The sequence below is a fragment of the Paraburkholderia sp. AV2 genome (assembly GCF_054968425.1).
This window is the reverse complement of the sequence record NZ_JBANLK010000068.1, coordinates 1-25,664: the sequence shown is the minus strand read 5'-3', so window position 1 is coordinate 25,664 and position 25,664 is coordinate 1. Positions and strand designations below refer to the sequence as shown.

Here is a 25,664-nt window from a genome sequence, read left to right as displayed (position 1 = left end):
TCTCGCAAAGCGACGCAGGCTGGCACTATCGTAAAGCGCCTCTTCACACGCGAAATCGGCCAGGTTGAACCAGTGCTGGATGAAATGGATTCGCAGCATGCGCTCCAGACCAATCGGCGGGCGGCCATTGCCGCGCTTCGGGTAATGCGGCTCGACCACCGCGCACAACTCAGTCCACGGCAGAATTGCATTCATCGTATCGAGAAACTCATCGCGCCGTGTTCGCTTGCGGTGTGTCTCGAAACCCGCACCTTCATCAGCTGCCATCGCCAACGTCTGCTGCTTCATCCTGTTCTGCCTTCCTTATCCACCCCGATCTATAACGCTCGGAGCAGTTCTGCGGTGGACTTGATCAGCTTTGCCTTAAGTCCCACCAATGCAATATGGCAAGACATCGTCGATAGCAAAATTCAGGTAACCAAACTACGGCATGCCGCATGTGAATTATCCGGCAATCCGCTTTATCCGCGATCGCTGCACCCAGCCGTTCGTTGGATGAACTCAGGTGCAACGTACGAAAGGTCATTGAACTGACGCATGACCGCCGCGACGGTTGCGCTTCTGTCGATAATGACGGCGGAAATCTGCAAAAGTGCCGGGTGTCCTGCCGGTCGTGGCACCCTGGCGGCGGAGAAGCATGTGTCTGCCATCAGATCTTCTGGACAAGGTGATGCAAAGACGGCTCCTTGGCACAGCAGCGCGAGCGATCAGTCCCGCTCCGCTGGGGGTGTTGGTAACTTGTTTGTCGATGTACAACGGTGACGTGCAGCTATTCTTCTCCACGGGAGTGGCAGCGACGGTCCGGTGAACAGAAGGAAGGAAACGGCCATGGCAGAGCGACTGGTCGACGTACTGGACAGCAGAGGTACTGTCATTCATACCTATCCCATCACGCTCGGGCAATCGGGTGATGAGGCGAACGATTCGGCTTGCGAAGCAAAAGCGCTCAAGGCTGCCGCACACGGCCGACTGTTCCTGATGCAGATCTGGAAGCAGGAGGGACGCCCTGAGGGGCGTGCCGACGAGTTCTGGCACCGGACCCGCGACTTTGAGACGCCGTGATTGGTACGTCTCCGCTGCTGAATGTGCGATGTCCGCCCGAATGGAGACGCTGATGACGATGGCGAACGGGTAGGCACCAAAGGGTGGCTCGCTACACGCGAACAGCGTGGTCGGTACGGCAACTGCGCAACTTGGACTACCTGGAGATAGCTCACTTATTCGTACAAAGACGTATTCGAGATCCGTGAAATCAACAGGGCAGAGGCCGCAGGAATGCCGCCGAGGAGCACGGCCGTGCCCAACGGCATCCCCCGCTCCCACATGCCGATCACTGCAATCAGCCCCACCGTGATCGCCATCGAGACAAACGCGAGGCGCAGCGGAACGATCCATCTTCGGTCGAAAATCGGTACGCCCATGTGTAACCCGACGGTAAACAGCGAAATCAGCAGAGCCACTTCCGCCACCCGGCCGATTACATCGGCATGATGCAATGGGTCCGGCACGATCAGCCCGAGCCCACCGGGACCGACGAGGTAACCGGCGACCAGATAAATGGTCGCGCTGCTCAACAGCAGACGCGCCAGCGGCACGCTCGGCACCACCATGGTGATGAGCAGAAAGCCGCTCAACAGATACCAGATGGGATCGGACATGGATCGCGGACAACATCGCAGGGACGCTCGTCCGACGAGCCGTATTCAGGCTCACCGAAGCCGGTGCAGTGAACGGCGGACGGCAAGCAGAAGGTTCGGCTCCATTCTGACATCCGCACTTTCGCCTTCGCGTCAAATTGCCGTCGGTCCCGCATCAGTACGATAGCGTGCAGACATCCGAATCCGGTCTGTACACAATTCGTCAATCCGCTGGATCACCGCGTTGAGGGGTTGACATGCTGCATCATCAATTCGAAAAAGAGCTGACGCATCTTGAACTGATCTTCCCCCTGTTGGCGGCGGGCGGCCCGTTCGCACTCTCATACTGGCGGAGCCGCGCAATGGCACTGTCGGCCCACCAGGGCGTCGTTCCGTCGGGAGCGCGACGCATAGTCTGGTTGCTCGATATGCTCGACAGAATCGAGCAACAGGCCGGCGTCGCACCGTCTCCATTGCCCCGGATTTATTTCCGTGCAAAAGCAGGTACTGGTTCAAACGGTCACAAGTCGCTATGAATCTGCCCGTGTGCCGTGAGCGGCTGTCGCATTACCCATAAACCTCCCGCAATGCCAGACCTGGCCTCTGCCGATCGCCTGCCAGTGCAGACGCCAACGCAAAGGAACGCCACCCGAAACGCGCATGGCCCGACACGCCGTTCCGCCCTGCGAATTGATTCGACAATGCGACTAACGATGCGGTGGGTATACGGCCAGTTTCACGCCTGCAGCGCCGTCTGACATAGCGCCCGTCAATTTCAATTGACATTGATTCCGGTCCGCCATGGTGCCAGTACGCGAGTGTATCGACACCGTTATCGACCATCGCTGGGAAGCCGGACAAGGGAGCAAGCGCCTTCCTTGAGGCCGCCGCCTGGCCGACCGGATGTTTGTCAGTGAATCGAGCCCCGGCGAGCACGCAGCTTGAGCAAGACGACGCATTGGCTTCCGCGCTATCCGGTAACGAATACGCCGACGCCCGGTCGTGGGCCATTGCAATCCCCGTTTGTTCATGATCCGCAGTCATAGCCCTTGTCGGCATGAACCTTGTCTGAACGCTTCCGTGGTCGCCCGCGTTTGCCCGCAACTGGTGGTACAGCGCCGACACTCTCATAGATCAGCTTCGCCTGGACGCACCGCGACTGCTGGGCAATCAGCACATCGGCGAATTGTCGCCCCACGTCGCTATCGTCAACGACGAACGTTTCCAGGTTGACGTGGTTCTTCGCCGCCACCATCGTTGCGAACATGGCCTGGTAGGTCTGAGGGCCGTCCTGCAACAGGCGGACCTCGTTGCCGACCGCGGGCGGACTGCCGCTGATGTCTTGTTCGTGCGTGATCTGCTTGCCCGGTGCATCCGTCCCGTCGGTGTTGCGCTGGATATCGGTGACGATGCCCGAACTGCGCTTCACCGATAGGCGCCCCCCAGGAATAGCGGACGTGGGCATGTTCGTTTTGATCGAATAAAGGCCGCATGTCGAGGCGCCCCGGCGGATGCTGACGCAACAATTTCCGTGACGGCAGCAAGCCGCCGTCACGGACAGCGCGACTACTTCCCACCTGATTACCGACGACGACGCCCACAGCTGCGCCGCCGGCTGTGCCCAATACGCTACCGCCCGTCAGGACCGCGCCCGCGACACCGCCGGCCCCAACCCCGACCACCGTGTCTGCCCCCCTTGTCGACAGGTCACCACAACCGAACATGAAGGCGGCAACAGCCGGAAGGACCACCCACGTGACCATAGTATGAGCTCGTAGCAATTGCGGCCTCCGCTTCGCCATGGGTCACGCCTGCTTTTTCCGCCCGCCCGGCCTTCGCCTGGCGCGACATCGCATCCTGCAACGCGACAGGAATCGCCACGTCGCGAATTTCGACGGACCCCACCGCGATGCCCCAAGCCTCCGTCTTCGCGCCAATTTCATCGCGCAGGTGACGGTCGGCCGCGGCTCGATCCGACAACAGCGCCGCCAGCATCGCTGCCCCGATCGACTCACGCAACGTGGTTTGCGCTTCGAGCGGCGGCGCTGTCGCGAGCCAGTACGCCGGCGTACCGACTCCGCACCCCAACGAGCACACCGTATTCCCATGGACCACGCGGCCCGCGCCCCCGCCGTTACCTTCCCCAACGCGTATTCCCCAGGACGCATCTTCAACCACGACACGACGGTGCCCTCATGCCCATCAGCAAGAAAGTGACTTATCTCGTCAGCATCTTCATCGCGACGCCCACGGAGCAGCACGCAAGAATCCGGGACATCGTGATGAAGGTGTCGGGCGGCGACTATGAATTCGTCCATCTGCATCGGATGGGGGTCTTTCTGATCCTCAACACGAGCCGCGACGCAAAGCAACTGGCGAACGCTTTTGCTGAAGCGATCGCATCGGATGACCGGATACTGGTCTGCGAACTCGGCGACGATTACCACACGGTCGGCCTGAGCAAGGCCTCGTACTGGCTGCAAAACCATCTGGTCACGGCCACGCAGACACCGGCCACGAAGAAGGGCAATCCGTTCATCGAGTTGTGAGTTCCGAACGGCACTTCGCGCGGAACCCGGTCTTCTGCTATTCCGCCCGAAGCCCCAGCGTCACGATCACGCAATGGCGTGCGCCGTCGTCCACCAGGGGAAATGCCACCACGCCGGCATCGAGCATCCTGCCGTCCACGCTCATGCCGTGCACCCCGCGGCAGACATGATGCGGATTGTGCACGGCGATCTCGTAACGCGACGCGCCGTGGAGAAAGACTGCCGAAAAGCCGGGCCATGCGCCCGGCACACAAGGCTCGATCGATAGCTCGCAACCGCGCTTGCGCAGGCCGAGCAGACCCTCGATGCCCGCGCGATACATCCATCCCGCCGAGCCCGTGTACCACGTCCATCCGCCGCGTCCCACGTGTGGCGCGACGGAATAGACATCGGCAGCGACCACGTAGGGCTCCACCTTGTAGCGGTTCACGCCGCTGCGCGTCCGGCTCCGGTTGACCGGATTGAGCATCGCGAGCAGATCGGCTGCGCGATCGCCGTCCCCCAGTTGCGCGAATGCCAGCACCGACCACATGGCGGCATGCGTGTATTGACCGCCGTTCTCGCGCACGCCCGGCGGATAGCCCTTGATATAGCCCGGATCGAGCGGCGTGCGGTCGAACGGCGGAGTGAACAGCAACGCGAGGCCGTCGTCGCGTCGAATCAGGCGTTCGTCGAGCGCGGCCATCGCAAGCACCGCGTGTCCGGCGCTTGCTGCGCCCGACAACACGCTCCACGACTGCGCGATGGCGTCGATCGCACATTCGTCGTTGCCCGCGGACCCGAGCGGCGTGCCATCGTCGTAGTACGCGCGCCGGTACCACGCGCCATCCCAGCCGGCGCTTTCGAGTGCCTTCCTGAGCGCGTCCGCACGCCCCAGCCAGCAATCCGCGCGCTCATCCTCATGACGCGCCCGCGCGATCGGAGCGAAGGCCATCAGCGTCGCGTAGAGGAACCAGCCGAGCCAGACGCTTTCTCCGCGCCCCGCCTCACCCACCCGGTTCATGCCATCGTTCCAGTCGCCGGTCCCCATCAATGGCAAATCTCGCGAGCCGAACAATCCGAGCGTCTGCTCCAGCGCGAGTGCGCAATGCTCGAACAACGTCGCGCTGGTGTCCGCGACGTCCGGCACGAAATACGCGTCGTGCTGATCCGCCGCCAGTGCGCGGCCTTCGAGGAACGGCACCGTCACGTCGAGAATTCCGTGGTCGCCGCTCACGTCGATGTACTGGGCCACGGCATAAGCCAGCCACGTGCGATCGTCGGCAATACGGGTGCGCACGCCCGCGCCCCCCTCCGGCAGCCACCAATGCTGCACGTCGCCTTCCGGGAACTGTCGTGCCGCCGCCCGCAACAGATGTTCGCGCGTGAGCGCCGGGCGCGCCACCGCGAGCGCCATGCCGTCCTGCAGTTGATCGCGAAAGCCATACGCGCCGCTCGCCTGATAGAAGCCCGCGCGCGCCCAGATCCGGCAAGCGAGCGTCTGATAGAGCAGCCAGCGATTGAGCATCAGGTCCAGCGCGCGATCCGGCGTCGCGACCTGAACGACCCCGAGCGTCTCATCCCAGAACCCGGTCACCGCGGCCAGGACGCCGTCGAGATCGACTTCGCGATAGTGCGCGACGAGTTGCCGGGCGTCCGCGGCCGTCGCGGCCTCACCGAGCACGAACACCACCTCGGCCACGCCGCCCGGCGCCAGGTCGATCGACGTTTGCAGCGCAGCGCACGGATCGAACCCGGCGCCGACCTTGCCCGATAGCGGGCTTCCATCGGCGCCGCCCGCCAGCGCCGCGGGATCGCTCAACGTTCCGTTGCGGCCGATGAACTCGCGCCGGTCCGTGGTCCAGCCGCGCTGCTGGCCGCCGAGATCCGCAAACGCCACTCGATTCCGGTACGCCTCGCCGTAGCCGTTACGGACGAAAATCGCGCCCGTCGCCGCATCGATTTCGCTGACGATATGCGGCGCCGACACGCTGCGCTGCGCCCCGAGCACCCATTCGACGTAGGCCGTCACGGAGAGCTGCCGGCCGCGGCCCGACAGGTTGCGCAGCGTCAGGCGAGAGATCTTCACCGGGTCGTTCAGCGGCACGAATTGCAGCAGTTCGAGCGCGATGTCGTCGGCAGTATGCGTAAAACGGCTATAGCCCTGGCCGTGACGCGCGATGTAGGGCTCCGCTCCCGCCGACTGGTCGCGTACCGGCGAGGCCTGCGGTCCCCACAGCGCGCCTGTGGCCTCGTCACGCACGTAGAACGCCTCGCCGGGCGGATCGCCAACGGGGTCGTTCGACCACGGCGTCAGTTGATGCTCCCGGCTGTTGGACGTCCACGTGTACCCGCTGCCTTCCGCCGATACCACGAATCCACAGGCCGGATTAGCGATGACATTGACCCACGGCATCGGCGTGCATTGTCCGGGGCCGAGCACGATCACGTATTCGCGGCCTTCGTATGCAAAGCCGCCGAACCCATTGAAGCATTCGAGCGCGGCATCCGTCGCGGCACGCCCCGCACCGGCAAAGACGAGGCCCCCCGGCGCGGGCAGCCGCCGCGCCCGTGGCAAGCCGGCGGACGGCGCACCCGCGAGCCGTCTGAGCTGTTCCGGCAAGCGCCCGTTGCGCGCCGCCAGCACCGCACGCGCGACGATCGGAAACAGCGCGCGCGCGTCGCTCGTCATGAGGTCCGCTCGTAACACGAAGATGTTGCCCGGTGCCGGGCCACCGGGCTGCGGCCGCGACTGGCCGGGCCGCACGAGCGCTTCGAGCGCGACCTGCAGATCCTGCACATACGACGACGCGCGCTCGTTGACGATCACCAGATCGACCGCGAGCCGCTTCATCTGCCAGTACTCATGCGCATGCACCAGTTGCCGCACCAGCGCCATGTGCTCGATATCGTCGATGCGCACCAGCAGGATCGGCAGATCGCCCGACACGCCATGTGCCCAGAGGGGCGCCGCGCCCACGCCGCCAGTTGCGGCCACCTCCGCCGCGCCGCGCATCAGGGCGGCGGAGTTCGGCCGCATCGCCGCGTCGCCATACAGCAGGTATCCGGCCATCCGCTGGAATAGTGCCGCTTCGTCGGCACTCACGCCGGTGTGGCGCAACTGCACCTGCGCCTGGGTCCAGGCCAGCATCACCGCACGGCTGAACGACGCGCCGTCGCGATGCTTGTCCACGAGATCCAGCAACTCCGCGCGCGAGGAAGCAACGATCGTCCAGAACGCAACGCTCGCGGTTGCGCCTGGCGCAACGCGTATGCGCCGACGCACAGCGAAAACGGGGTCGAGCACAACGCCCGCCGTGCCACTGAGCGCGCGCTCGCTGGAAAGCGCGCGCGGCGCACGGACGCTGCCGCCGCGGCCGATGAAGCGCGCGCGGTCGGTTTCGATTTCGATGACGCCGGGCTGATCGACTTCGATCACCGAAAGGTGGGCCGCCCAGACTTCGGGCTCGTCCGGCGTGCGGCGCCGACGCGTCGCGAGGATCACGCCCAGTTCGGCCAGGTACCCGGTCTCGACAAACAGCTTGGCGAATGCCGGATGGGCCCGATCGGCCGCCGGTGCGGCCAGCACGATTTCCGCATACGACGTGAGTTCGATAGTGCACGCACGCGAGCCAGCATTGGACACCGACACGCGCCGCACTTCCGCATCGTCCTCGGCGGAGACGATTACTTCAAGCGTCGTGGTCAGCGCGCCGTCGCGCCGGACGAATTCCGCGCGGTCCTCCGTGAAGGTCACGTCGTAGCTGTCCGGCTCCACGCCGGCCGGCTGCCAGGCCGCGGACCAGAAGGCACCGCTCTCGACATCGCGCAGATACAGATAGCTGCCCCAGTCGTCGCGCGTCGCGTCCTCGCGCCAGCGCGTGATCGCCATATCGCCCCAGCGGCTGTAGCCCGAGCCGGCGGCGGTCAGCATCACGGCGTAGCGACCGTTGGACAACAGGTGCGTGGCCGGCGCGGGGTCGCTGGCCGACACCAGGTGCCGCACGACAGCGGGCTCGATGCCGCGCAGCTGGCCGGCGCTCTTCTCGTCGACGCGCAGATGCGCGACCGCCACCCTGCCCGGCATGCGCTCCTGGAGCAGCAGCTCCGTCGCGCGGATGGCCGGCTCGGCATGGAAAAACGTGCGGATCCGGCCACCCAGTAGCGCATTGGCGATCGACACGATCGCCATGCCCTGGTGATGCGCCATGAAGGCTCGCACAATCGCCACTGGCTGGCCTTCCGGCACGCGTGCGGGTGTGTAGTCGAGCGCCTCGTAAAAACCGAAGCGGCCGCTCGCGCCCGCCGCTTCGAGACGTTCGAAATTGCGCAGCGCCGCCGTCGGTGCGACCATCGCGGCCAGCGCCGTCGCATAGGGGGCGATGACTGCGTGGTTGCCGAGCCCGCGCTTGAGACCGAGATCGGGAATGCCGAAACTCGAATACTGGTAGGTGAATTCGAGGTCCCGGGCGTTGTACGCGGATTCGGAGATGCCCCACGGCAGGCCGAGCGTCGCGCCATACGCGATCTGCCGGCGCACCACGAGTTCGATGGTCCGCGCGAGCAGGCTACTCAACGGGGCGCGCATGACCAGCGACGGCATCAGGTACTCGAACATCGACCCGGACCACGAGACCAGCGCGGCGCCGCCCGCGACCGGCACCGCGACGCGTCCCAGCCGGAACCAGTGGCGCGCGGCAGCGTCGCCCTTGGCGATCGCGACGAAGCTGGCGAGCCGTGCCTCCGAGGCCAGCAGATCGTAGCTGCCCTCGTCGAGCCGGCCGTCGGCGACCGAGTAGCCGATCGAGAGGAGCATGCGCGCCGGGTCGAGCAGGAAGCCAAACTCCATTGCATCGGCCATCTGAAGCGCGGCATCGGTCAGCCGGCTCAGACGCGCGGCCAGCGCGGCCGAATCGCTCCCCGAACGTGTCACGTCCCGACCGTGACTGTGAATCGCGCGCTCCAGCGCGCCGCTCCAGTACAGCACGTCGTCGTCCTTCGCGTCGACGTGATTCTGACCGGCAGCCCCCTCATCGACGAGCGCGCGGGCGATGTCTGAAACGGTGGCGCCGAGCAGTACGACCGTCTGCCACGCGGGCGCCGTGCCGGGCGCTGCGGCCGTTTCGGGCGCTTCGGGTATCCCGTCGCCGGGCGGAACACTGCGCGCAGCGTCGAGCCACGCGCGCAGCGCCGCCACCGCCCGGTCGAACTCGCCGTTCAACGCGGAACGCGTGCGCTCGCGGCCACTCGCGCGCACGGCTTCGTCCAGCAGATCAAGGGTGTCGCCGATGCCTGCCCAAGCGGCACCGCGGTCCGTGCCGGCAAGCTGCCTGCCCCACGCGCGACAGGCGTTGCCGAGCGCGATCAAATGGCCGGCGAGATTACCGCTATCGACGGACGACACGTACTTCGGATCGAGCGGACGCAGATCCTGCGTGTCGTACCAGTTGTAGAAATGCCCGCGATAGCGTGGCATCCGCTGCATCGTGGCGAACGTCGTCTCCAGCCGCTCGACGGTATCGGCCGTACCAGCCCAGCCAAATTCGCGTGCGCTGACCGTCGCGAGCAGATAGAGCCCGAGGTTGGTCGGCGAGGTCCGATGGGCAACGACCGGTCGAGGATCTTCCTGGAAGTTGTCCGGCGGCAGCATCTGGTCGGCCGGCGTGACGAAGGTTTCGAAATAGCGCCATGTGCGGCGCGCATGATGGCGAAGCTGCCGGGCATCGGCGTCGCTGACGGCGAGATCGCCGGCCGCCCGCGGCGCGAGGCTCGACCAGTACGCGAGCGCGGGCGAAGCGAGCCACACCAGCACAAAAGGCATCGCGACCCACGCGCCATGATGGCCGGTGTGCCATGCGGCCAGACCGACCACTGCGCCTGCCCCCAGCGCAAGCGCCGCGCCGCCGGACATATGCAGCCAGGTGCGGCCCAGCGTAAGCCGGCCACGGGCTCCCGCCTCGGCGGCCGTGGTCCATTCGAGCAGGTGCCGGCGGCTGGCCAGCACACGAAACAGGGTCCGCGCAATGGCGTCGCTCATCGACCAGGCCTGTTGCGCCAGCAGCGCGGTAGAAAGACCGAACCGCCCGAGCGCGAGCCGCAAGTCGGCCAGCCATACGCCGAACAGACTGCGCGTCGTCATTTTTACGGAGGCACGCCGCCAGCGCGGCATGAGCGCGACGAGGACGGGCAGCAGCACCGGCAGCGCGATCGTGGCGAGCACGAAGGCCGTCCAGCGCAGCGCCGCCGGCAGCGGCAACATCCAGCCCGCCAGCAGCGCGACGAACGCCGCCGGGGCGATCACCGTGCGGCGCAGGTTGTCCACCATCTTCCAGCGGCCGGTCGCGCCGAGCGCGAGCGCGGGCCGCAGGTGCGCGCGCAGGAGCCACGGCAGCAACTGCCAGTCGCCGCGCGCCCAGCGATGCTGGCGGGCCTCCGAAACATCGTAACGGGCCGGATATTCCTCGACGACTTCAATATCCGAAGCCAGTCCCGCCCGCGCGAAAATGCCCTCGAACAGATCGTGGCTGAGCATCGTGTTTTCGGGCACGCGGCCGGCCAGCGCAGCCTCGAACGCATCCACGTCGTAGATGCCCTTGCCTGTGTAGGAGCCTTCGTCGAACAGATCCTGATAGACGTCGGAGACGGCCGCCACGTACGGATCGATGCCGCTGGGGCTCGACACGATGCGCTGAAACAGCGACCCTTCCGTGCCGACCGGCAAGGAAGGCGTCACGCGCGGCTGCAACACGCCATAGCCGTCAACGATGCGCTGGCTCTTCGCATCGAACACCGGACGATTGAGCGGGTGCGCCATTTTGCCGATGAGACGGCGCACCGCGTCGCGCGGCAAACGGGTGTCGGCGTCGAGCGTGATGACGTATTGCACCTCCCGCGGAGCAATGGGCGGCCGTCCGTCGATCTCGACGAACGTGGTGTCCGGCGCGCCGCGCAGCAGCCGGTTCAGTTCGTGCAGCTTGCCGCGCTTGCGCTCCCAGCCCATCCACTTGCCCTCTTCGTCGTTCCACGTGCGCCGCCGATGCAGCAGCAGGAAACGCAGCCCCCCCGCGCCGCCCGGATACTGCCGGTTCAGCCTTGCGATACCCGTTGCCGCGGCGGATAGCAGTGCTTCGTCGCCGTCGACGCGCTCCGCTGGCGCATCGGTCCAGTCGGTGAGCAAGGCGAAATACAGTTCGCCCTCTGGACTCGCCAGATGATGGATTTCGAGGCGTTCGATCTGCTCGGCCACGGCACTGGCCGTAGTCAGCAGGGCGGGCACGGCGACCACCGTGCGCTGAATCGCCGGAATGCCATTGCGCAGCGCGAGGCCGGGCAGCACGATCGCGCCGACGTCGCGCATCACGCTGCGATTGACGATCGCCACGGCGACCTCGATGGCGGGCAGCAACCCGGCCAGCGCGAGGCAGATCAGCCAGACCGGCGGTGTGGTGAAGCCGGCCGAGAACGCCAGCATGCCGGTCAGGATCAGCGCAGCCAGCAACAGGATCCGGCAGAGGTAGCCTGCCAGACCGGCCCGCCGCGTGAAGCGATGCAGCCAGACCCCGATGGGTGCGCGATAGCCGATCGCCCGCTCCAGCGCGCGGCGGCCGCCCGCGAGCAGGTAGTAGCCGGGCTCGCATTCGCGGCGTGCCGCCGCGCGGCCCAGTTGCCCGGGAAGCGGTTCGCCCTCCTCGGCGTGACGCGCCGTTGTCCTGCCGGCGTTCTCCTCCTTTGCTTCCGCACTCTCCGCCGCTGCGACCGCGCGATGCGCGATGTCCGTCTCGCTTGCCGACGAACCGCGCGCAAGCGCCTCGATCGCACCTCGATAGAGGTTGCGCGTCGCAAAGTCCATCTCGACGAAACCGCGATGCGTGCGCAGCACGTCGTCCACGGGACTGATGCGCTCGAACAGCCCGGTCCAGTCCACGTCCGAGATCAGGCGCATGCTCGTGATGACGTTGCGCACCGTCACGCTCGCCGCTCCTTGCTGCTGATGCACGGCCGCGACGATCCGCTCGGCCGTCGTGTGCTGGGCGGCAAGGCGCTCGTGCAACCAGAGAACGGCAGGCGTTGTCTGCGGGTCCTCGTCGTGCAATCGCTGAAGCAACTGCACGGAGAACGTGTCGAGCAAAGAAGACCGCTCGTAATGCGTCGCCAGTGCGACCACGTCCTTGAGCGCATGCCCGCTTCCACCCAGCAAACGATCGGCCATTGCATTGGCGTCGAGCCGTGCAGTGCGCCCCTCGGTGATTTGATCGGCGAGGCGGCGGAGGTTCTCGATCAGCACGATGCGCAGCGTGATCGCCACCGCCCAGAGTTCGCCGATCGTCAGCGGCTGCACCGTCTGGTACGCCTGCATGAAATGGCACAGTAGATCGGGATCGAACCGACTGTCCGTGTGGGCGACGAACGCCCACACGATGCCGAATACGCGCGGATACCCGGCAAACGGACCGGTGCCGAGTTTCGGTAATTGCCGGTAGTAGCTCGGGGGCAGGTCGTCGCGCACCTTGCAAACCTGCTCGTCGACGAGATAGTAGTTGTCGAGTAGCCACTCGGCCGCAGGCGTGATCGCCTCGTCCTGGGCCGCGGCGGCAACGGTCGCTTCGTACGCGTGCATCAGCCACCGCGCGTTGTCCTTCAGCCGCGTGGCAAGCGACGGCCCGGCATCAGTGCCGGGCGAGACATTTTGCGCCCCCGCGAGACTCCTCGCATGCTGCGCCAGACGCTCTTCGCCGAATAGCTCCTCGCGAACGGGCTTCTTGCTGTTCCACGGCGAAGTCGAACCATGAGCGCCGGACGCACGTATAAACGAAAGGAACAAGATAGAGGCCCTTGATATGAGAGCTGCCACCGCTGCGGACACCCGTAGGGATCGAAGAGCACAGCGAACAGGCGTGACGCCCCGACGCTCAATGATTACTGTCGGGTCTTTCGGAAACCGGCCACGGCTGTGGCCCGGGTTTCGCCGCTTGCCGCCGATACGCGGCCCAGCGCCGCACAGCCAGATAGATCGCGACGAATGCCGCCGCTGCAAAACCTGCTGAATAACCCATGAGTGTCTGGCTCATTGCGCCCTCCCACGAGGTCCGAACACGAGCGATCGTCAATACAGTCCCCGAAGGCGCGCCTGACGTGCCGCCCGGGCAAGGCTTGTTCAGGACCGCTGCCGCCCCCCTTCATCGCACACGTGCGCCAGTTCATGGGCACAGGCCAGCGCGATATAGGCCGACCTCGAGAGATGGCTCTTTTGCGCGGCAAGGTCGATCTCCTGCAGCAGGCTCTTGCGCAGGCAAACCTGAACGAATACGGAGTGCGACTGGACGGCCGTCAAGTCAACGTCGACGAACATCCACAGACCCTGGCCATCGTCCATCTCGAGCGTCTTCAGCTTCGACGTATCGATGGTCGGCGCAGGGATGACGTGTTCGCTCCGGTGATACACCCGTTGCACGAGACGCGCTGCGTCTTGCGTCAGAGCGCCGAACGTCTCCCCGTCCACTTCGAGCCATGGAAAATCCGCGAACCTGCCGCGATAGCCGCGGCCATCACGCCGTTGAACGTAGAGGGGATATTGCACGAGCATCTCCGCGCATTGACATCGTTGACACGAGAGACGTCCCCCGCGAGAGCACCGATCATGCGCCCCGTGCAACTGCGCTGTCTGTACGGTGCAGGACTTTCCTGCTTCGCAGACTGTCTCGCGGTAAATGTCGATCAATCAACCTGATATATCGGATAACGAATTTGTACGGTGTCGTACCGCATTTGAGACCGGATCCGACATAGCGTGGGGGACATCGTCGGATACCCAGGAGAAGACCATGCTGAAACGAACATTAATCTGCAGCACTGCGGCTCTGGCGATCGCGCTAGCCGCTCCGGGCTGCACCACCACCGGCCCATCGAATCCATCGAACGCCAATGGCCAGCAGATGGACAAACGTCAAACGATCGACGCGGGTGTCGACTCGACCCTTTCCCGTCTTTATGTCGACGCGAAAGGTTCGCGCGAACTGGTTTCCAAAGCGAAAGGCGTGCTGATATTCCCGTCCGTGATCGATGCGGGCTTCGTGGTCGGCGGCCAGTACGGCGAAGGGTCGCTGCGCGTGGGAGGCCATACCGTCGGCTACTACAGCACCGCGACCGGATCCGTCGGCTGGCAGATCGGTGCCCAGTCGCGCGCAATCGTCTTCCTGTTCATGACCGATGAATCGCTGCGACACTTCCGCAGCACGGATGGCTGGTCGGCGGGCGGAGACGCGTCCGTTGCAGTCTTGAAGATAGGAGCAAACGGCAACGTCGACACGAGCACCGCAGGTGGTCAGGTCGATGCGTTCGTGCTGACGAACGCCGGACTGATGGCCGGCGCATCCCTCGAAGGCACGAAGGTCACACGACTCAATTCACTCTGATCGACCTTGCGGCCGGCGCATCGAATGCGATCGATACGCCGGTTTCGACATCATGGAGGCGTCATGTTACGCAACATAAAGGATCTGCACGGATGCACCGTCCGTGCTTCGGACGGCGAAATCGGCAATATCGATCAGGTTTATTTCGACGACGAGGCATGGGGCATACGTTACCTTGTAGTCCAGACAGGGAACTGGCTCCACGACAGACAGGTGCTCGTCTCCCCTTACTCACTCAGGCACGTGGACTGGTCGTCGAACGCAGTCCATGTCAATCTCACGCGGCAACAGGTGCGCGAAAGTCCGGCACTCGACACCCACAAGCCGGTATCGCGCCAGCACGAAATCGAATACCTGCGTTACTACAGCTATCCAACATACTGGGGCGGCCCAAATCTGTGGGGCATGGGCGCCTGGCCGGCCTTCGACCCGGTCGCGCGAGGGCTCGCGACGCCAGCCCCGCCACGCCCCATCCTGCACGTCAACCAGGCGCTGCCGGACGTCCATTTACGTAGCACGGACGAGGTCAAGGGCTACCACATCGAAACGATAGACGGGACCATCGGCCACGTGTCGGGTTTCATCTTCGACGATCGGGCCTGGGCCCTGCGCTACCTGACGGTCGATACGCGTAACTGGTGGCCCGGCGGGAAGGAAGTCCTGATCGCCACGCGCTGGATCGACCTCGTCGACTGGTTCGCCGCGACCGTGTCCACCTCGATCACGCGCGATACGATCGAGCGTAGCCCGGCCTACGACGACTCGGTACCCGTTAGTCGAAGCTACGAGGTGGCGCTGCACGAATACTACAATCGCGAAGGATATTGGTCGGAACCCGGACCACTCTATCCGGTCCGCGAATCCGCAGACGATCCGGATGGAAACTCGGAGGATGGCCTGATGCCGCCGCACCTGTAGCCCGCTGATCGGGTTAATCGGCACGCGCGTCTGGCGCGTCTGTACGGCACTGGACAATTGCGGCACCGCGATGCGAACAAACCAACCTCGGATCGCTATTGCGCGTACTGACGCAGACGCAACGAGAACTCTGCCTGCGCCTGAATGCCGCTGTGCTCCGCCACGCGGCACCACTCCTGCAACTGCTTGAGCAGTTGTTCCTGCGACGCGCTCGAGCGTCCCCAGATAGCCGACAGTTCCTGGCGCAACTCGATACACGTGCGCAGCGTCAGGTTGCAGGTCCAGACGTCAGCAAACGGTGGCACCTGACACGGTTTGCTGCGGCTCGCCTGCGCCTGCTGCCGAAACCATCGGCGCACGCCGCGCCGAAATTGCAGCTTCTCGCGGCGGCTCAGGTGCCGTGCCCGCTCCAACTCCCGCTCGCATCCGATTTCCGCCGACCTCGCATAGGAAGCCATGACCTCATGGCGATGGCGAAGTACCGCTTGCAGCGTAGCGTTATCAAGCGTCCGCTTGCCTTCGATCAGGCACGGTGCCAACGCCACTTTCCTGACTGTCGCCAGCCTCAGCGCCGCCAGCGCGCGAATATACATCCAGCCCGCATCCAACTCGTACCACCTGTTCGACAGCTTCGCGGAGATCGGATGCGCACGGTGGTTGTTGTGATATCACTGGCAACAGGCAATTTGCCGACCATTTTTCATTGCCGGATACGAACGGCCAGACACGAACGCTGGCCGACTATCACGGCAAGCTGGTCGTCATGGTATTCGGCTACACCCACTGCCCGGACGTCTGTCCGACGACACTCGCAGAATTTTCACAGGCCATGCAGTCACTTGGGCCGCAGAAGGCCGCACGCGTGCAGGTGCTGTTCGTCACGCTGGACCCGGAGCGTGACAGGCCCGCGGTTCTGGCCCAGTATGCTGCAGCATTCAATCCGTCCTTCCGCGCGCTTCGGCCTGCGACCACCGCGCGGCTCAAAGCGCTCGCAGCCAGTTTCCACATCTTCTACGCAAAGGTTCCCGGCTCGAACCCCGACAACTACACAATGGACCATACCGCTGCGTGCCTCGTTTTCGATACGACCGGCAAGCTGCGGCTGTATGTACGCGATGGCCAGGGCGTCAAGCCGTGGGTTCATGACCTTGGAGAATTACTGGCCAACGACGCGTGAACCGGTCCGACGCAGAACGAACTGCACGCCCGGCTCGGCGCCGACGTTGCACGGTATGGATATGCTGTACTTCCAGCAAAACGTACCTGAATGCAGCCTGCAGAAGTCGGGCGCCGGTTTGCATGTACCGCGCCGCTGTGCAGTGAATCGGGGCTGTGAGCGACGTCGGCAGTACCGGGTGGATACGACCGCTATCGACGAGGGGCGAAGCGGGACAACTGGCATCGGGTGCGCAACTGCGTCCACATCCGCCCCGCCCCGTACAGCAGCGCCCCGATCGCGCCGACGAAGAATCCGACCGGCCAGTCCGATACGTACGACAGTGCGATGGCGGCCCAGACGGTCACGAGCGAAAACGCAACCGAGAGCAGCACGGCAGAGCCTGGCCGGCTGCCCAGCGAGCGGGCGGCACAGGCCGGCCCCACCATCAGGCTGAACACCAGCAGGGCACCCACCACTGGTAGTGCCATCACCGTCGCGAGCGCGAGAATACCAAGAAACGCGAGTTCGACGCGCCGGCTGGATACGCGCTGCGCCTCGATCAGTTCATCGGACACCGAGCCCAGTAGCAGCGGGCGGAACAGCAGCATGACAAGCACCACACAGGCAGTGCCGATCACAGCAACCGCGAGGAGATCGTCGTCGCTTACGCCCAGTACCTCGCCGAAGAGCAGCGCGTAGACTGCCTGTGAGTACTGGGTTGTCATGCTCAGAAACAGTGCGCCCAGTCCGAGCAGCATCACAAAACAGAGCGCGGTCGCCACGTCGTGACGACCGCGACGTCCCAGCCAGGTGATTCCGATTACAGCGGCTGTGGCCGCAGCGACCAAGCCGGCGAGCGGACTTACGCCCAGCAGGCTGGCGGCGGCCGCACCCGGAAACGTGCCGAGCGGCAACGCATGCGCCGCAAACGAAGCGCCCCGGAGCACCACGAAGAAACCGACGCAGCCCGCGACCACGGCCACAATCGTCGCCACGAGCCAGGTGTTGATCATGAAGCTCGCGAACGTCGTCAGGCCCCTCCCTGTCGCGTTACGCCGGAAGTAGTCGCCACATCCCGGGCGCGCCGGGCGTTCCGCGACCGCCAGCCGGCAGCGACATACAGCGCAAAAATGAGCGTGACCACGAAGAAGCTCACGGGCCACCCGCGCCCTGGCGTCCAGTAGTAGCTCTCCCAGGCGAGGAGAATGCCTGTCCACGTCGCCAGCACACCGATCACCGCGGATAGCAGGAGAGCCTGCCACGGCCGCCTTGTCACACGCAGCGCGATCGCAGCCGGTCCGACCAGCAGTGCTGTCGACAGGATGGCCCCCACCGTGATGGCAGAAAGCGAAACTGCGAGCGCGAGAGCCAGCAGATGCAACAGACCCACGAGCCGTACACGAACACCCTGAAGCGCGGCAAGTTCAGGATCGACGGAACTTAGCAGCAACGGACGGTAGAGCGCTGCGACCAGCATCAGCGAAGCGCTGGCGACGGCAAGCGCAGGCGCTACGATCCCGGCGGGAATCGCGAACATCGAACCAAACATCACTGTGATGGCCGCGCCCGTCGTACTATGCGAGATGACATCGAAGTACAGGAAGAGCGCGGCGAGCCCCAAACCCGCACCCAGCACGACGCCGGTCACAAGATCGCGCTCGCGCGCACGACGGATCCGGATCATCTCCATGCCTACGGCCGCCAGCACCGCCATGATCAGGAAACCCAGCAGCGGATGGATGCCGAGCAGGAGCGATGCTGCACCGCCTGCACTGCTGACATCCGCCAGCGCATGCCCGGCAAAGGACTGCCCCCGCATCACCGTAAAGACACCGATCACGGCGGATACCAGCGCCGCACCGCCTCCCACCACGATGGCCGTCTGCACCGGCCCGCTCACCAGAAACTCCGGCCCGACGAGCGACGCGAGAGCGACGTTCATCGCTGTCATGGAATACGCACCGCTTCGACAGGATCGTGCGGATGCTGCGGCACGCTCTCGTCCGGGATACCCGCCCCGATAACCAGCACGCGGCCGTGCACGCGGATCACGTCGATGTGGTGGCCGTACAGCCCGCCCAGCACGTCGCTGCGCACCACCTCTTCCGCCGATCCGCTCGCGGCATGCCCGTTGGCGAGATATACGATGCGGTCCATCACTGGCAATAACGGGTTCATGTCGTGGGCCGACAGCAGCACGGCGATTCCCTGTTCGACACATAACCGGTGCAGCAACGCGACAATACCTGCGGCACTGCGCACGTCGAGGTTCGCGAGCGGCTCGTCGAGCAGCAGCAGGCAGGGTCTGCGGATCAGCGCGTGTGCGATCAGTACCCGCTGCTGCTGTCCGCCGGAGAGATCTCCCATGCGCTGGTCGGCAAACAGGCCGGCCTCCACCGCCGCGAGCATGGCGTCGACCGCCATCCGCCGCTTTCTCGAAGGAAACGGCAGTCCGAGGCGCCGCCCGTCAACGCCGAGCGACACAAGATCGCGGGCGCGCAGCGGCAGCCAGGGGTCCAGCAGGATCTTCTGCGGCACGTAGCCGAGCGCGGCTGGACCGCTCCCACCGCTGATGCGAATCCGGCCCACGTCGGGCTTCCGGAAGCCGAGTATCGTCCGTAGCAGGGTCGTCTTCCCCGATCCGTTCGAGCCAATCAATCCGCAGAACTCGCCCGCCCGGACGCTAAAGCCGACATCATGCAGAACGACATGCCCGGGGAACGAGACGCCCAGCCCCTCGATACCCAGCACCTCATGCCCGTGACACATCGCGTTACTTCCCCGCCCTCAGCACTTCGGTCGACACCTTGCCTGTCACAGCCCTGTCCAGCGCATTGACCTCGGCCAGCATCCACGACTGGTACGTGAAGCCCGGTGTCGGCATGGTCTCGTAGACACCCACCACCGGGATGCCGTTCTTCTTCGCCAGCGCCAGAAACGACTGGGTGAGCGCGTCGGTGACCTGCTGGTTATAGACGAACACCTTGACCTTGTGGTCCGCGAACAGCGCATTCTGTTTCGTCACATCCTGCGGCGACGGATCGGTGCCGCTCATGATGGCCGCCTGCATGCTGTAAGGCGTCTCGATGCCGATACCCGCCGCTTCCAGCATGTAGTCCGCAACGGACTCTGTCACGGCAACCGGCGTACCCGGATGGCGGGCCTTGAACGCGGCAATCGCTGCGGACCAAGGTTCGAGCGATGCTTCAAACTTCTTCTCGTTCGCCTGGAAATACGCGGCCTGGGCGGGATTCAGGAACGAAAGATCCGACGCCACCTGTTTTGCCACGGCAGGCATCGTCTTCGGCGCATACCACAGGTGCGGGTTCGGTGTACTGTCGGGCAGACCGAGCAGATGCTGGACGTCAATCACCTTGCGCCTGCTGTTCGGCGCAGCCTCAATGATCTTGTCCGCCCATGCGTCGTAACCGATGCCATTCTTGACCACCAGATCGGCCGCTGCAATCTGTCCCGCGACCCTCGGATTGACCTCGAACGTATGCGGGTCAGTGTTCGGGTCCGTCTCGATCGCCGTCACCTGGACGTACCGACCGCCAATCTGCGAAATGACGTCGGCGTACTCGTTTTCCACACCGACCGCCTTGATGAGGGCCGGCGCCGAAAAGGCCACCGTGGTACTACCCATCAGTACGGCGGCAGCAATAACCGCAGACACGCGCCGACTCGCCGGGCTGCGGCCCCGCTCGCGCCAGCTCAGCAACAGATGCCTGCACACCGCCTTCCCGCGGATTACGTCGTTCTTCATCTTGCTTTCCTTCATCCGGTTTTCCGTCCATCGACTATCCGTCATCCACAAATGAAATGATATAACATTACACAACACAGAAGTACCTTCCCTCTGCACAGACAGGAGTCCGCCATGCCAGTCGCCGCCGAACCATCACGCATCCCCGTGACCATCCTCACCGGTTTCCTTGGAGCGGGTAAAACCACCCTCCTGAACCGGATTCTCACGGAGCACCATGGTGGCCGGGTCGCCGTCATTGAAAACGAGTTCGGCGAGGCTGGCATCGACAACGAGCTGCTGATCCAGGACGACGCCGAGCAGATTGTCGAGATGAACAACGGCTGCATCTGCTGCACCGTGCGCGGCGACCTCGTGCGCATCCTGTCGACGCTCGCCGCGCGCCGCGCAGCGGGAGAACTCACGTTCGAGCGCGTGATCGTGGAAACGACGGGACTCGCGGACCCCGCGCCTGTCGCACAGACCTTTTTCGTGGACGACGATGTACATGAGCGGTACCTGCTCGATGCCATCGTCACTGTGGTCGATGCACGCCACGGCGCGGACCAGCTCGATGAGCATCATGAAGCGCAGGAACAGGTAGGCTTTGCCGATCGCATCCTGGTCTCGAAAGCGGACCTGGCGGGTGAAGCGCAAACGCAGGCGCTGATGCAGCGGCTGCGGCAGATGAATCCCCGCGCGCCCATCCGGCAATCCCACTTCGGCAACACCGATCTCAACCAGTTGCTGGATACCCGTAGCTTCAACCTTGATGCGATCGTCGAGATCGAGCCGGACTTTCTTGAGGACGTCTCACATACCCACGACGACGATGTGACGTCGTTCGTCTACCGCAACACGACGCCGCTTGATCAGGAAAAGCTCGAAGCATTCTTCAGCACGATGGTCGCGATCTATGGCACGTCCATGCTGCGCTACAAGGGAGTGCTGAACGTGGCAGGACTGGACCGGCGCCTCGTTTTTCAGGGCGTTCACATGATTTTTGGCGCAGACTTAGGTGCACCGTGGCGCGAGGAGGAGTTCCGTGAAACGAAGATCGTCTTCATCGGTAAACAACTGCCGGTGGACGTCTTTAAGGCCGGGCTCGACGGCTGCCTGTAGATCGGCCGGTACACCGCCTCCACCGTTTTTTTTGGGAGATCTCACGAATTCATCATGATCTGGCCCCGAAATATTGAGCGGTGCGAAATCCCCGGTTCTTCAACATCTTCCCACCCGCATCGGCCCACAGTACACCGACCTCCATCAGACGCGCGGATCACCTGGCAACGCCTGAACTTCGTTACAAATCCATCCTGCCAAGTGCCGATGTGCCACGGCAATGGCTGCGAAAATTCGTCGATGCCGTCGCGTGGTTTTGGGAGGACATCGAGACCGTGCACTGCAATAACATGAACGTCCGAACCCGGGTGCTGACCCACCGGCAGGCGCCTCTGAATCAGGCGCGTGCGGGCCGCCGGAAACCCGGGTTACATACGACGTGATCAGCCATTTCCTGTGCTAATGTCACAGCACCTCATCGAACCCGGAGCCGAGCATGGACGTGGGCTGGTTTTTGCGCGAACGGGTGAAGTTCATCCGCCAACTGTATGCGAACGCGGCGGCGCCTTTTGTTGAGCGACAGCGGCAGATTGAGGCGGAGGAGCAGCCGTTCGAGCCGGTGTACGACGAGAGCGGGGAGCCACGGTTTGAGCTGGAATGGAACGAAGCGGACCGCTCCCGGCACGTGCCGCCAGGCTACGCCTGCGTGTCCATGCTGTCCGACTCGCTGAAAGTGTTCTTTGCGACTTGGGAGCGGCTGATTGGTGTCGCCCGCGACCCTGCCACGGACAGCGTGCGCAAGAAGCGCGGGTTTGTCGCCGGCTATGCCGCCTTCTTCGAAGCTCGGCTCCACGTCCGGCTCGCCGACAGCGGCGTGGACCTTGAACTGCTCGAGGAGATTGTGCTCGTGCGCAACCGGGTCCAGCACGCGGAATCACTGACGACGATGCTGCCCTCCCATGCAGAGAAAGACCTCGACCGCCTGAAGAACCCGTATTTCCTGGACGCGTCCGAGCACGAAATCCTGGCGCGCAGCGATGGCGACGGAGAAAGCGCGTGGTTGATGGCACCCACCATCAAGGTAACGGCCGGGCGCCTGAACGGCGTGCTCGACGCCGTGGACCGCCTCGCGGACTTGGGCGGACGCCGCGCTCGAACCGTTCCGCTACGGGCGTGGCCAGCGCTTCGAGCCGGTGGTGCCGGAGACCACCTGAGCGGCGGGAACCCATGAATATCGCTTTTCGGGTTCCATGAAAAACCCTGCCGGGAGCGAATGCACGCGCTGACGCCGGTTGCGCGCGGCGTTAGAGCCGCGCCCGCATCGTGGGGCGTACCTGCTCGTCCGCCGGTTTCTGCGCCACCACCGCGCGTATCGCCTCGTCCCCGCTTGCCGCAGGGTCTCTGCATCGTGCGTCCGGATGATCCGCACGATCGGCGTACCGCGGCCGCCGTGCTTCTCCTTCATCGCGCGCCACACCAGGGGCATTATCGTCGCCATCGGCGACGCGCCATATACCAGAAGCTCTTTCACCATCGCCGGCCTTCCGTCGTTGAGTGCAACGTAAGCGGTCAATTGCAGACGCCCTAATCGTCAGCGGTCGTAGCGAGCTGCAATTTCGCAAACAGCCAGACGAGATAGCGATACGGCTCGACGCCGTTGGCCTTGCACGTCTCGACGAGCGAGTACAGATTGGCACTGGCCTGCGCGCCCGCAACGGTATCGGAGAACAGCCAGCCTTTACGGCCGATGACGAATGGCCGGATCGCGTTCTCGCACAGGTTGTTCGAGATCGGCCACGTGCCGTTCTCGACGTAACGGGTCAGCTTGAGCCACTAGCCGCCCATGTATTGCAGTGCTTTTCCGAGCACGCTCGACGGCACAACGCCGGGCAGATGCTTGACCATCGTGCGCTCGATAATGGCGAGTACGCGCACGCTGTATCGTGTGCGCAGTCGCTGCCGCCGCTTCGCTTCCCACTTTGCACTGCGCGCCTCGGCGGCGAACAATTTGCCAATCAGCGTAACGAAGCGAGTCGCCAGCAGATCCGGCGAGCGGGCCGCTTTGGGCACGGACTCTTCGGCCTTGATAAAGCCACGTCGCACATGTGCCCAGCAGCCGAGATGCACGAGCCGGTGATCGTGGGCGATGCCGTTGTAAAGCTCGTAGCCGTCGGTCATGAACGCAGCGCCGGACCTCACGCCGGCGTAAAGCCCCGACCCTCTGTGAGGAAATACCCGTGCTGAAGGAAGATCACCGGACTGGAAACCATCTGCTTGCGGTGCTCCCTGATGCGGAATGGGCGCGTCTCGCCCCCCATCTGGTCCCCGCCGACATGCCACTGGGCAAGGTCGTCTACGAATCGGGCGACAGGCTTGATCACGTCTATTTCCCGTCGACAGCTATCGTGTCGCTGCTCTACGTGATGGAAGATGGCGCGTCCGCCGAGATAGCGATCGTGGGGAACGAAGGGGTAATCGGCATTGCACTCTTCATGGGTGGTGAAACCATGCCGAACCGGGCGGTGGTGCAAAGTGCTGGTCGGGCATACCGGCTGGACGCCCGCATCCTGAAGGAGGAATTCCATCGCGCCGGTCCCATGCAGCGGCTGCTGCTGCGCTACACCCAGGCGTTGATCACCCAGATGGCGCAGACCGCCGTGTGCAACCGGCATCACTCCATCGATCAGCAATTGTGCCGCTGGCTACTTCTCAGCCTTGATCGTCTGCCATCGAACGAACTCGACATGACCCAAGAACTGATCGCCAACATGCTGGGCGTCCGGCGAGCGGGCGTCACGGAAGCTGCGATGAAACTGCAGGATGCGGGACTGATCCGTTATAGCTACGGGCACATCGAGGTGCTGGACAGACCAGGACTTGAGAAACGGGCCTGCGAATGCTACAGCGTCGTGAAGCGCGAATTCGACAGGCTGTTGCCCGACCTGAAGGCACTGTGACCGCGCGCGTCAACGCTCAGCCTCAAGCTGCCATCGCGCCGAATCCTGGTTCCGTTCCTGTTGCACCTGACGGGGTCACAATAGTCTGGCGAGACATTCACGGTTCAGATGCGTGCCGAAGCGCCACAGCCTCCTGAAAATGGCCGGACACCGAAAACCGGTGACGCACGACTGAACTGACGCAAGCCGACAAGCCACCCCTCGCACCCAACGCGCAAACGGAGACGTTGCACAGCAGCAACGACGCGCTCAGTCAGTTTTTTTGATGGCTTCCTTCGCGTCGCCAAGATTCTTTCGGGCCTGGCCAGACGTCTGCTGGACATCGCCCTTGACTTCCTGTTTCGTGTCGCCCGTGGCACGGCCAACCGTTTCATTAATCTTGCCCTTGACCTTCTCTCCCGTGCCCTTCACCTGGTCCTTGTTCATGGTAATCCTCCAATACGTAACTGATCTGTGAATGACTTTGCTACCCGTTGCCATCAGGTTCTGACACGGCGTAACCGGGGCGGTATTCGATGAACGTCATCGGTTATCCATGTCTTTCACCTCACTGGCTCGCGCGCGTTTTTCGTTGTCCGCGAGTTATTTTCTACAAGGCGCTGTGCCGCTAACCAGCACTGATAAAAATTTAGAATGACTAATTTCAGAATCCAAACAATCATCTGCCATCGTGGACTGATGGTCCGTGTCAAAAGCAAGCGCATCCCCCAACTACGTCGGGCCGACAATACTTCCCTCGGCGCTCATCGTCATCGCATTCCGCGGTTTGGCGTAAAGATTTTCACCGGTGCCCCGAAGCCCTCCTCCTGAAAGCATGGAAAGCACGGCATAGGCGATCCGGCCATTGCGTACGTCACAATCCCTGATCACAACGTTGCGCGCAACCGGGACAAAGAGTCGGTACGGTGCCGTACCGGGTCCCCAAAATGCGATAAAGCTCCATCCCATCGGAGCGCCACATTGCTACTGATGACAGGTTTTACCGCTAACCAGATGTCGCGACAGACGGTCAGGGCAAGATCGTCGTTGCGCACTCTCACGTAGACAAACGTGATAACCACTGCGCAGATGGTCGAGATGCCCTGTTCGATCGATACCTCAGCGGTCATTCTGTCGATGGATCTGGGCCGGCCCCCACGAAAACCGGACACTGGGTAACGCTTAAATTATGAGGTAGTCTTCCGCCTATGTTTAAGGCTACGCTGAACAAGCAGCTGAATTGGCGGCGTGTTGGCGATGTGGAGGT

Annotated in this window: 20 protein-coding genes and 4 pseudogenes; 9 read left to right on the top strand and 15 right to left on the bottom strand. The window is 63.8% G+C overall.

Annotated features, from left to right (window positions below; all coding sequences use genetic code 11):
- A partial coding sequence (locus tag V8683_RS28920; protein WP_462880715.1) for a transposase occupies window positions 1-288 on the bottom strand: 288 nt, incomplete at its 3' end.
- 540 nt (window positions 289-828) lie between these two features.
- Between V8683_RS28920 and V8683_RS28915 the strand changes: the two genes are divergently transcribed.
- The gene (locus tag V8683_RS28915; protein ID WP_411189802.1) at window positions 829-1,062 is read left to right on the top strand and encodes a DUF2934 domain-containing protein; all 234 of its coding nucleotides are present in this window, start codon (window positions 829-831) and stop codon (window positions 1,060-1,062) included.
- Window positions 1,063-1,217: 155 nt separating this feature from the next.
- Here V8683_RS28915 and V8683_RS28910 read toward each other — a convergent pair whose 3' ends face one another.
- Window positions 1,218-1,658 (bottom strand): cation:proton antiporter domain-containing protein, encoded by a 441-nt coding sequence (locus tag V8683_RS28910; RefSeq protein WP_411189803.1) that lies wholly within the window; start codon window positions 1,656-1,658, stop codon window positions 1,218-1,220.
- Window positions 1,659-1,894: 236 nt separating this feature from the next.
- Between V8683_RS28910 and V8683_RS28905 the strand changes: the two genes are divergently transcribed.
- On the top strand, window positions 1,895-2,173 hold the full coding sequence (locus tag V8683_RS28905; RefSeq protein WP_411189804.1) for a hypothetical protein: 279 nt from the start codon (window positions 1,895-1,897) through the stop codon (window positions 2,171-2,173).
- Window positions 2,174-2,664: 491 nt separating this feature from the next.
- Here V8683_RS28905 and V8683_RS28900 read toward each other — a convergent pair whose 3' ends face one another.
- Together V8683_RS28900 and V8683_RS28895 are read right to left on the bottom strand one after the other, a co-directional pair.
- Complete coding sequence (locus V8683_RS28900; protein WP_411190600.1) at window positions 2,665-3,066, bottom strand: phospholipase D-like domain-containing protein; 402 nt, start codon at window positions 3,064-3,066, stop codon at window positions 2,665-2,667.
- A gap of 344 nt (window positions 3,067-3,410) precedes the next feature.
- A pseudogene (locus V8683_RS28895) lies at window positions 3,411-3,668 on the bottom strand (SPFH domain-containing protein); the annotation flags it as partial.
- A gap of 164 nt (window positions 3,669-3,832) precedes the next feature.
- Here V8683_RS28895 and V8683_RS28890 point away from each other — a divergent pair.
- Window positions 3,833-4,186 carry a hypothetical protein gene (locus tag V8683_RS28890; protein ID WP_411189805.1) on the top strand — a complete coding sequence of 118 codons (354 nt, stop codon included), beginning with the start codon at window positions 3,833-3,835 and terminating at the stop codon, window positions 4,184-4,186.
- 37 nt (window positions 4,187-4,223) lie between these two features.
- Here V8683_RS28890 and V8683_RS28885 read toward each other — a convergent pair whose 3' ends face one another.
- The 3 genes from V8683_RS28885 to V8683_RS28875 all read right to left on the bottom strand — a co-directional run bounded on the left by V8683_RS28885 (window position 4,224) and on the right by V8683_RS28875 (window position 13,742).
- Complete coding sequence (locus V8683_RS28885) at window positions 4,224-12,986, bottom strand: GH36-type glycosyl hydrolase domain-containing protein (RefSeq protein ID WP_411189806.1); 8,763 nt, start codon at window positions 12,984-12,986, stop codon at window positions 4,224-4,226.
- A gap of 88 nt (window positions 12,987-13,074) precedes the next feature.
- Window positions 13,075-13,233 (bottom strand): hypothetical protein, encoded by a 159-nt coding sequence (locus V8683_RS28880; RefSeq protein ID WP_234775463.1) that lies wholly within the window; start codon window positions 13,231-13,233, stop codon window positions 13,075-13,077.
- An 86-nt stretch (window positions 13,234-13,319) separates the two neighbouring features.
- Window positions 13,320-13,742: a type II toxin-antitoxin system HicB family antitoxin gene (locus V8683_RS28875; protein WP_411189807.1), complete on the bottom strand. Its 423-nt coding sequence runs from the start codon at window positions 13,740-13,742 to the stop codon at window positions 13,320-13,322.
- Window positions 13,743-13,986: 244 nt separating this feature from the next.
- Here V8683_RS28875 and V8683_RS28870 point away from each other — a divergent pair, with 244 nt between their 5' ends.
- Both V8683_RS28870 and V8683_RS28865 read left to right on the top strand, forming a co-directional pair.
- Window positions 13,987-14,577 (top strand): BPSL1445 family SYLF domain-containing lipoprotein, encoded by a 591-nt coding sequence (locus V8683_RS28870; RefSeq protein WP_234775461.1) that lies wholly within the window; start codon window positions 13,987-13,989, stop codon window positions 14,575-14,577.
- 63 nt (window positions 14,578-14,640) lie between these two features.
- Complete coding sequence (locus V8683_RS28865; protein WP_411189808.1) at window positions 14,641-15,495, top strand: PRC-barrel domain-containing protein; 855 nt, start codon at window positions 14,641-14,643, stop codon at window positions 15,493-15,495.
- Between the two features lie 95 nt (window positions 15,496-15,590).
- On the opposite strand, the gene V8683_RS28860 is transcribed toward V8683_RS28865, so the two are convergent.
- A complete protein-coding gene (locus V8683_RS28860; protein WP_411189809.1) occupies window positions 15,591-16,088 on the bottom strand; it encodes a DesA/ISL3 alpha bundle tail domain-containing protein in 498 nt (165 codons plus the stop codon).
- A gap of 71 nt (window positions 16,089-16,159) precedes the next feature.
- Here V8683_RS28860 and V8683_RS28855 point away from each other — a divergent pair.
- A pseudogene (locus tag V8683_RS28855) lies at window positions 16,160-16,672 on the top strand (SCO family protein); the annotation flags it as partial.
- A 191-nt stretch (window positions 16,673-16,863) separates the two neighbouring features.
- Here V8683_RS28855 and V8683_RS28850 read toward each other — a convergent pair.
- Genes V8683_RS28850 through V8683_RS28835 form a run of 4 tightly spaced genes read right to left on the bottom strand, consistent with a single transcriptional unit; the run spans window position 16,864 to window position 20,420 of the window.
- Window positions 16,864-17,667 (bottom strand): metal ABC transporter permease, encoded by an 804-nt coding sequence (locus V8683_RS28850; protein ID WP_411189810.1) that lies wholly within the window; start codon window positions 17,665-17,667, stop codon window positions 16,864-16,866.
- A gap of 17 nt (window positions 17,668-17,684) precedes the next feature.
- The gene (locus V8683_RS28845; RefSeq protein WP_411189812.1) at window positions 17,685-18,605 is read right to left on the bottom strand and encodes a metal ABC transporter permease; all 921 of its coding nucleotides are present in this window, start codon (window positions 18,603-18,605) and stop codon (window positions 17,685-17,687) included.
- The gene (locus V8683_RS28840; RefSeq protein ID WP_411189813.1) at window positions 18,602-19,405 is read right to left on the bottom strand and encodes a metal ABC transporter ATP-binding protein; all 804 of its coding nucleotides are present in this window, start codon (window positions 19,403-19,405) and stop codon (window positions 18,602-18,604) included. Before V8683_RS28840 ends, V8683_RS28845 begins: the two co-directional genes overlap by 4 nt.
- Window positions 19,406-19,427: 22 nt before the next feature.
- On the bottom strand, window positions 19,428-20,420 hold the full coding sequence (locus tag V8683_RS28835) for a metal ABC transporter solute-binding protein, Zn/Mn family (protein WP_411189814.1): 993 nt from the start codon (window positions 20,418-20,420) through the stop codon (window positions 19,428-19,430).
- Between the two features lie 114 nt (window positions 20,421-20,534).
- On the opposite strand from V8683_RS28835, the gene V8683_RS28830 reads away from it, so the two are divergent.
- The gene (locus V8683_RS28830; RefSeq protein ID WP_411189815.1) at window positions 20,535-21,521 is read left to right on the top strand and encodes a CobW family GTP-binding protein; all 987 of its coding nucleotides are present in this window, start codon (window positions 20,535-20,537) and stop codon (window positions 21,519-21,521) included.
- 436 nt (window positions 21,522-21,957) lie between these two features.
- Window positions 21,958-22,692: a hypothetical protein gene (locus V8683_RS28825; RefSeq protein ID WP_411189817.1), complete on the top strand. Its 735-nt coding sequence runs from the start codon at window positions 21,958-21,960 to the stop codon at window positions 22,690-22,692.
- Window positions 22,693-23,045: 353 nt separating this feature from the next.
- On the opposite strand, the pseudogene V8683_RS28820 reads toward V8683_RS28825, so the two are convergent.
- Window positions 23,046-23,720: pseudogene (locus V8683_RS28820) on the bottom strand (IS66 family transposase); the annotation flags it as partial.
- Here V8683_RS28820 and V8683_RS28815 point away from each other — a divergent pair.
- A complete protein-coding gene (locus tag V8683_RS28815; RefSeq protein WP_411189818.1) occupies window positions 23,699-24,418 on the top strand; it encodes a Crp/Fnr family transcriptional regulator in 720 nt (239 codons plus the stop codon). The pseudogene V8683_RS28820 and the gene V8683_RS28815 overlap by 22 nt on opposite strands.
- A gap of 249 nt (window positions 24,419-24,667) precedes the next feature.
- Here the strand turns inward: V8683_RS28815 and V8683_RS28810 are convergent, their stop codons facing one another.
- Window positions 24,668-24,844: a CsbD family protein gene (locus V8683_RS28810; RefSeq protein ID WP_411189819.1), complete on the bottom strand. Its 177-nt coding sequence runs from the start codon at window positions 24,842-24,844 to the stop codon at window positions 24,668-24,670.
- A gap of 309 nt (window positions 24,845-25,153) precedes the next feature.
- A pseudogene (locus V8683_RS28805) lies at window positions 25,154-25,273 on the bottom strand (PRC-barrel domain-containing protein); the annotation flags it as partial.
- Between the last annotated feature and the right edge of the window lie 391 nt (window positions 25,274-25,664).

Coding starts and splice junctions, on each gene's coding strand:
- V8683_RS28890 (WP_411189805.1), top strand. CDS start 3,833: ATGCCCATCAGCAAGAAAGTGACTTATCTCGTCAGCATCTTCATCGCG.
- V8683_RS28865 (WP_411189808.1), top strand. CDS start 14,641: ATGTTACGCAACATAAAGGATCTGCACGGATGCACCGTCCGTGCTTCG.
- V8683_RS28835 (WP_411189814.1), bottom strand. CDS start 20,420: ATGAAGAACGACGTAATCCGCGGGAAGGCGGTGTGCAGGCATCTGTTG.
- V8683_RS28845 (WP_411189812.1), bottom strand. CDS start 18,605: ATGACAGCGATGAACGTCGCTCTCGCGTCGCTCGTCGGGCCGGAGTTT.
- V8683_RS28850 (WP_411189810.1), bottom strand. CDS start 17,667: ATGATCAACACCTGGCTCGTGGCGACGATTGTGGCCGTGGTCGCGGGC.
- V8683_RS28905 (WP_411189804.1), top strand. CDS start 1,895: ATGCTGCATCATCAATTCGAAAAAGAGCTGACGCATCTTGAACTGATC.
- V8683_RS28915 (WP_411189802.1), top strand. CDS start 829: ATGGCAGAGCGACTGGTCGACGTACTGGACAGCAGAGGTACTGTCATT.
- V8683_RS28870 (WP_234775461.1), top strand. CDS start 13,987: ATGCTGAAACGAACATTAATCTGCAGCACTGCGGCTCTGGCGATCGCG.
- V8683_RS28830 (WP_411189815.1), top strand. CDS start 20,535: ATGCCAGTCGCCGCCGAACCATCACGCATCCCCGTGACCATCCTCACC.
- V8683_RS28810 (WP_411189819.1), bottom strand. CDS start 24,844: ATGAACAAGGACCAGGTGAAGGGCACGGGAGAGAAGGTCAAGGGCAAG.
- V8683_RS28880 (WP_234775463.1), bottom strand. CDS start 13,233: ATGAGCCAGACACTCATGGGTTATTCAGCAGGTTTTGCAGCGGCGGCA.
- V8683_RS28910 (WP_411189803.1), bottom strand. CDS start 1,658: ATGTCCGATCCCATCTGGTATCTGTTGAGCGGCTTTCTGCTCATCACC.
- V8683_RS28825 (WP_411189817.1), top strand. CDS start 21,958: ATGGACGTGGGCTGGTTTTTGCGCGAACGGGTGAAGTTCATCCGCCAA.
- V8683_RS28860 (WP_411189809.1), bottom strand. CDS start 16,088: ATGTATATTCGCGCGCTGGCGGCGCTGAGGCTGGCGACAGTCAGGAAA.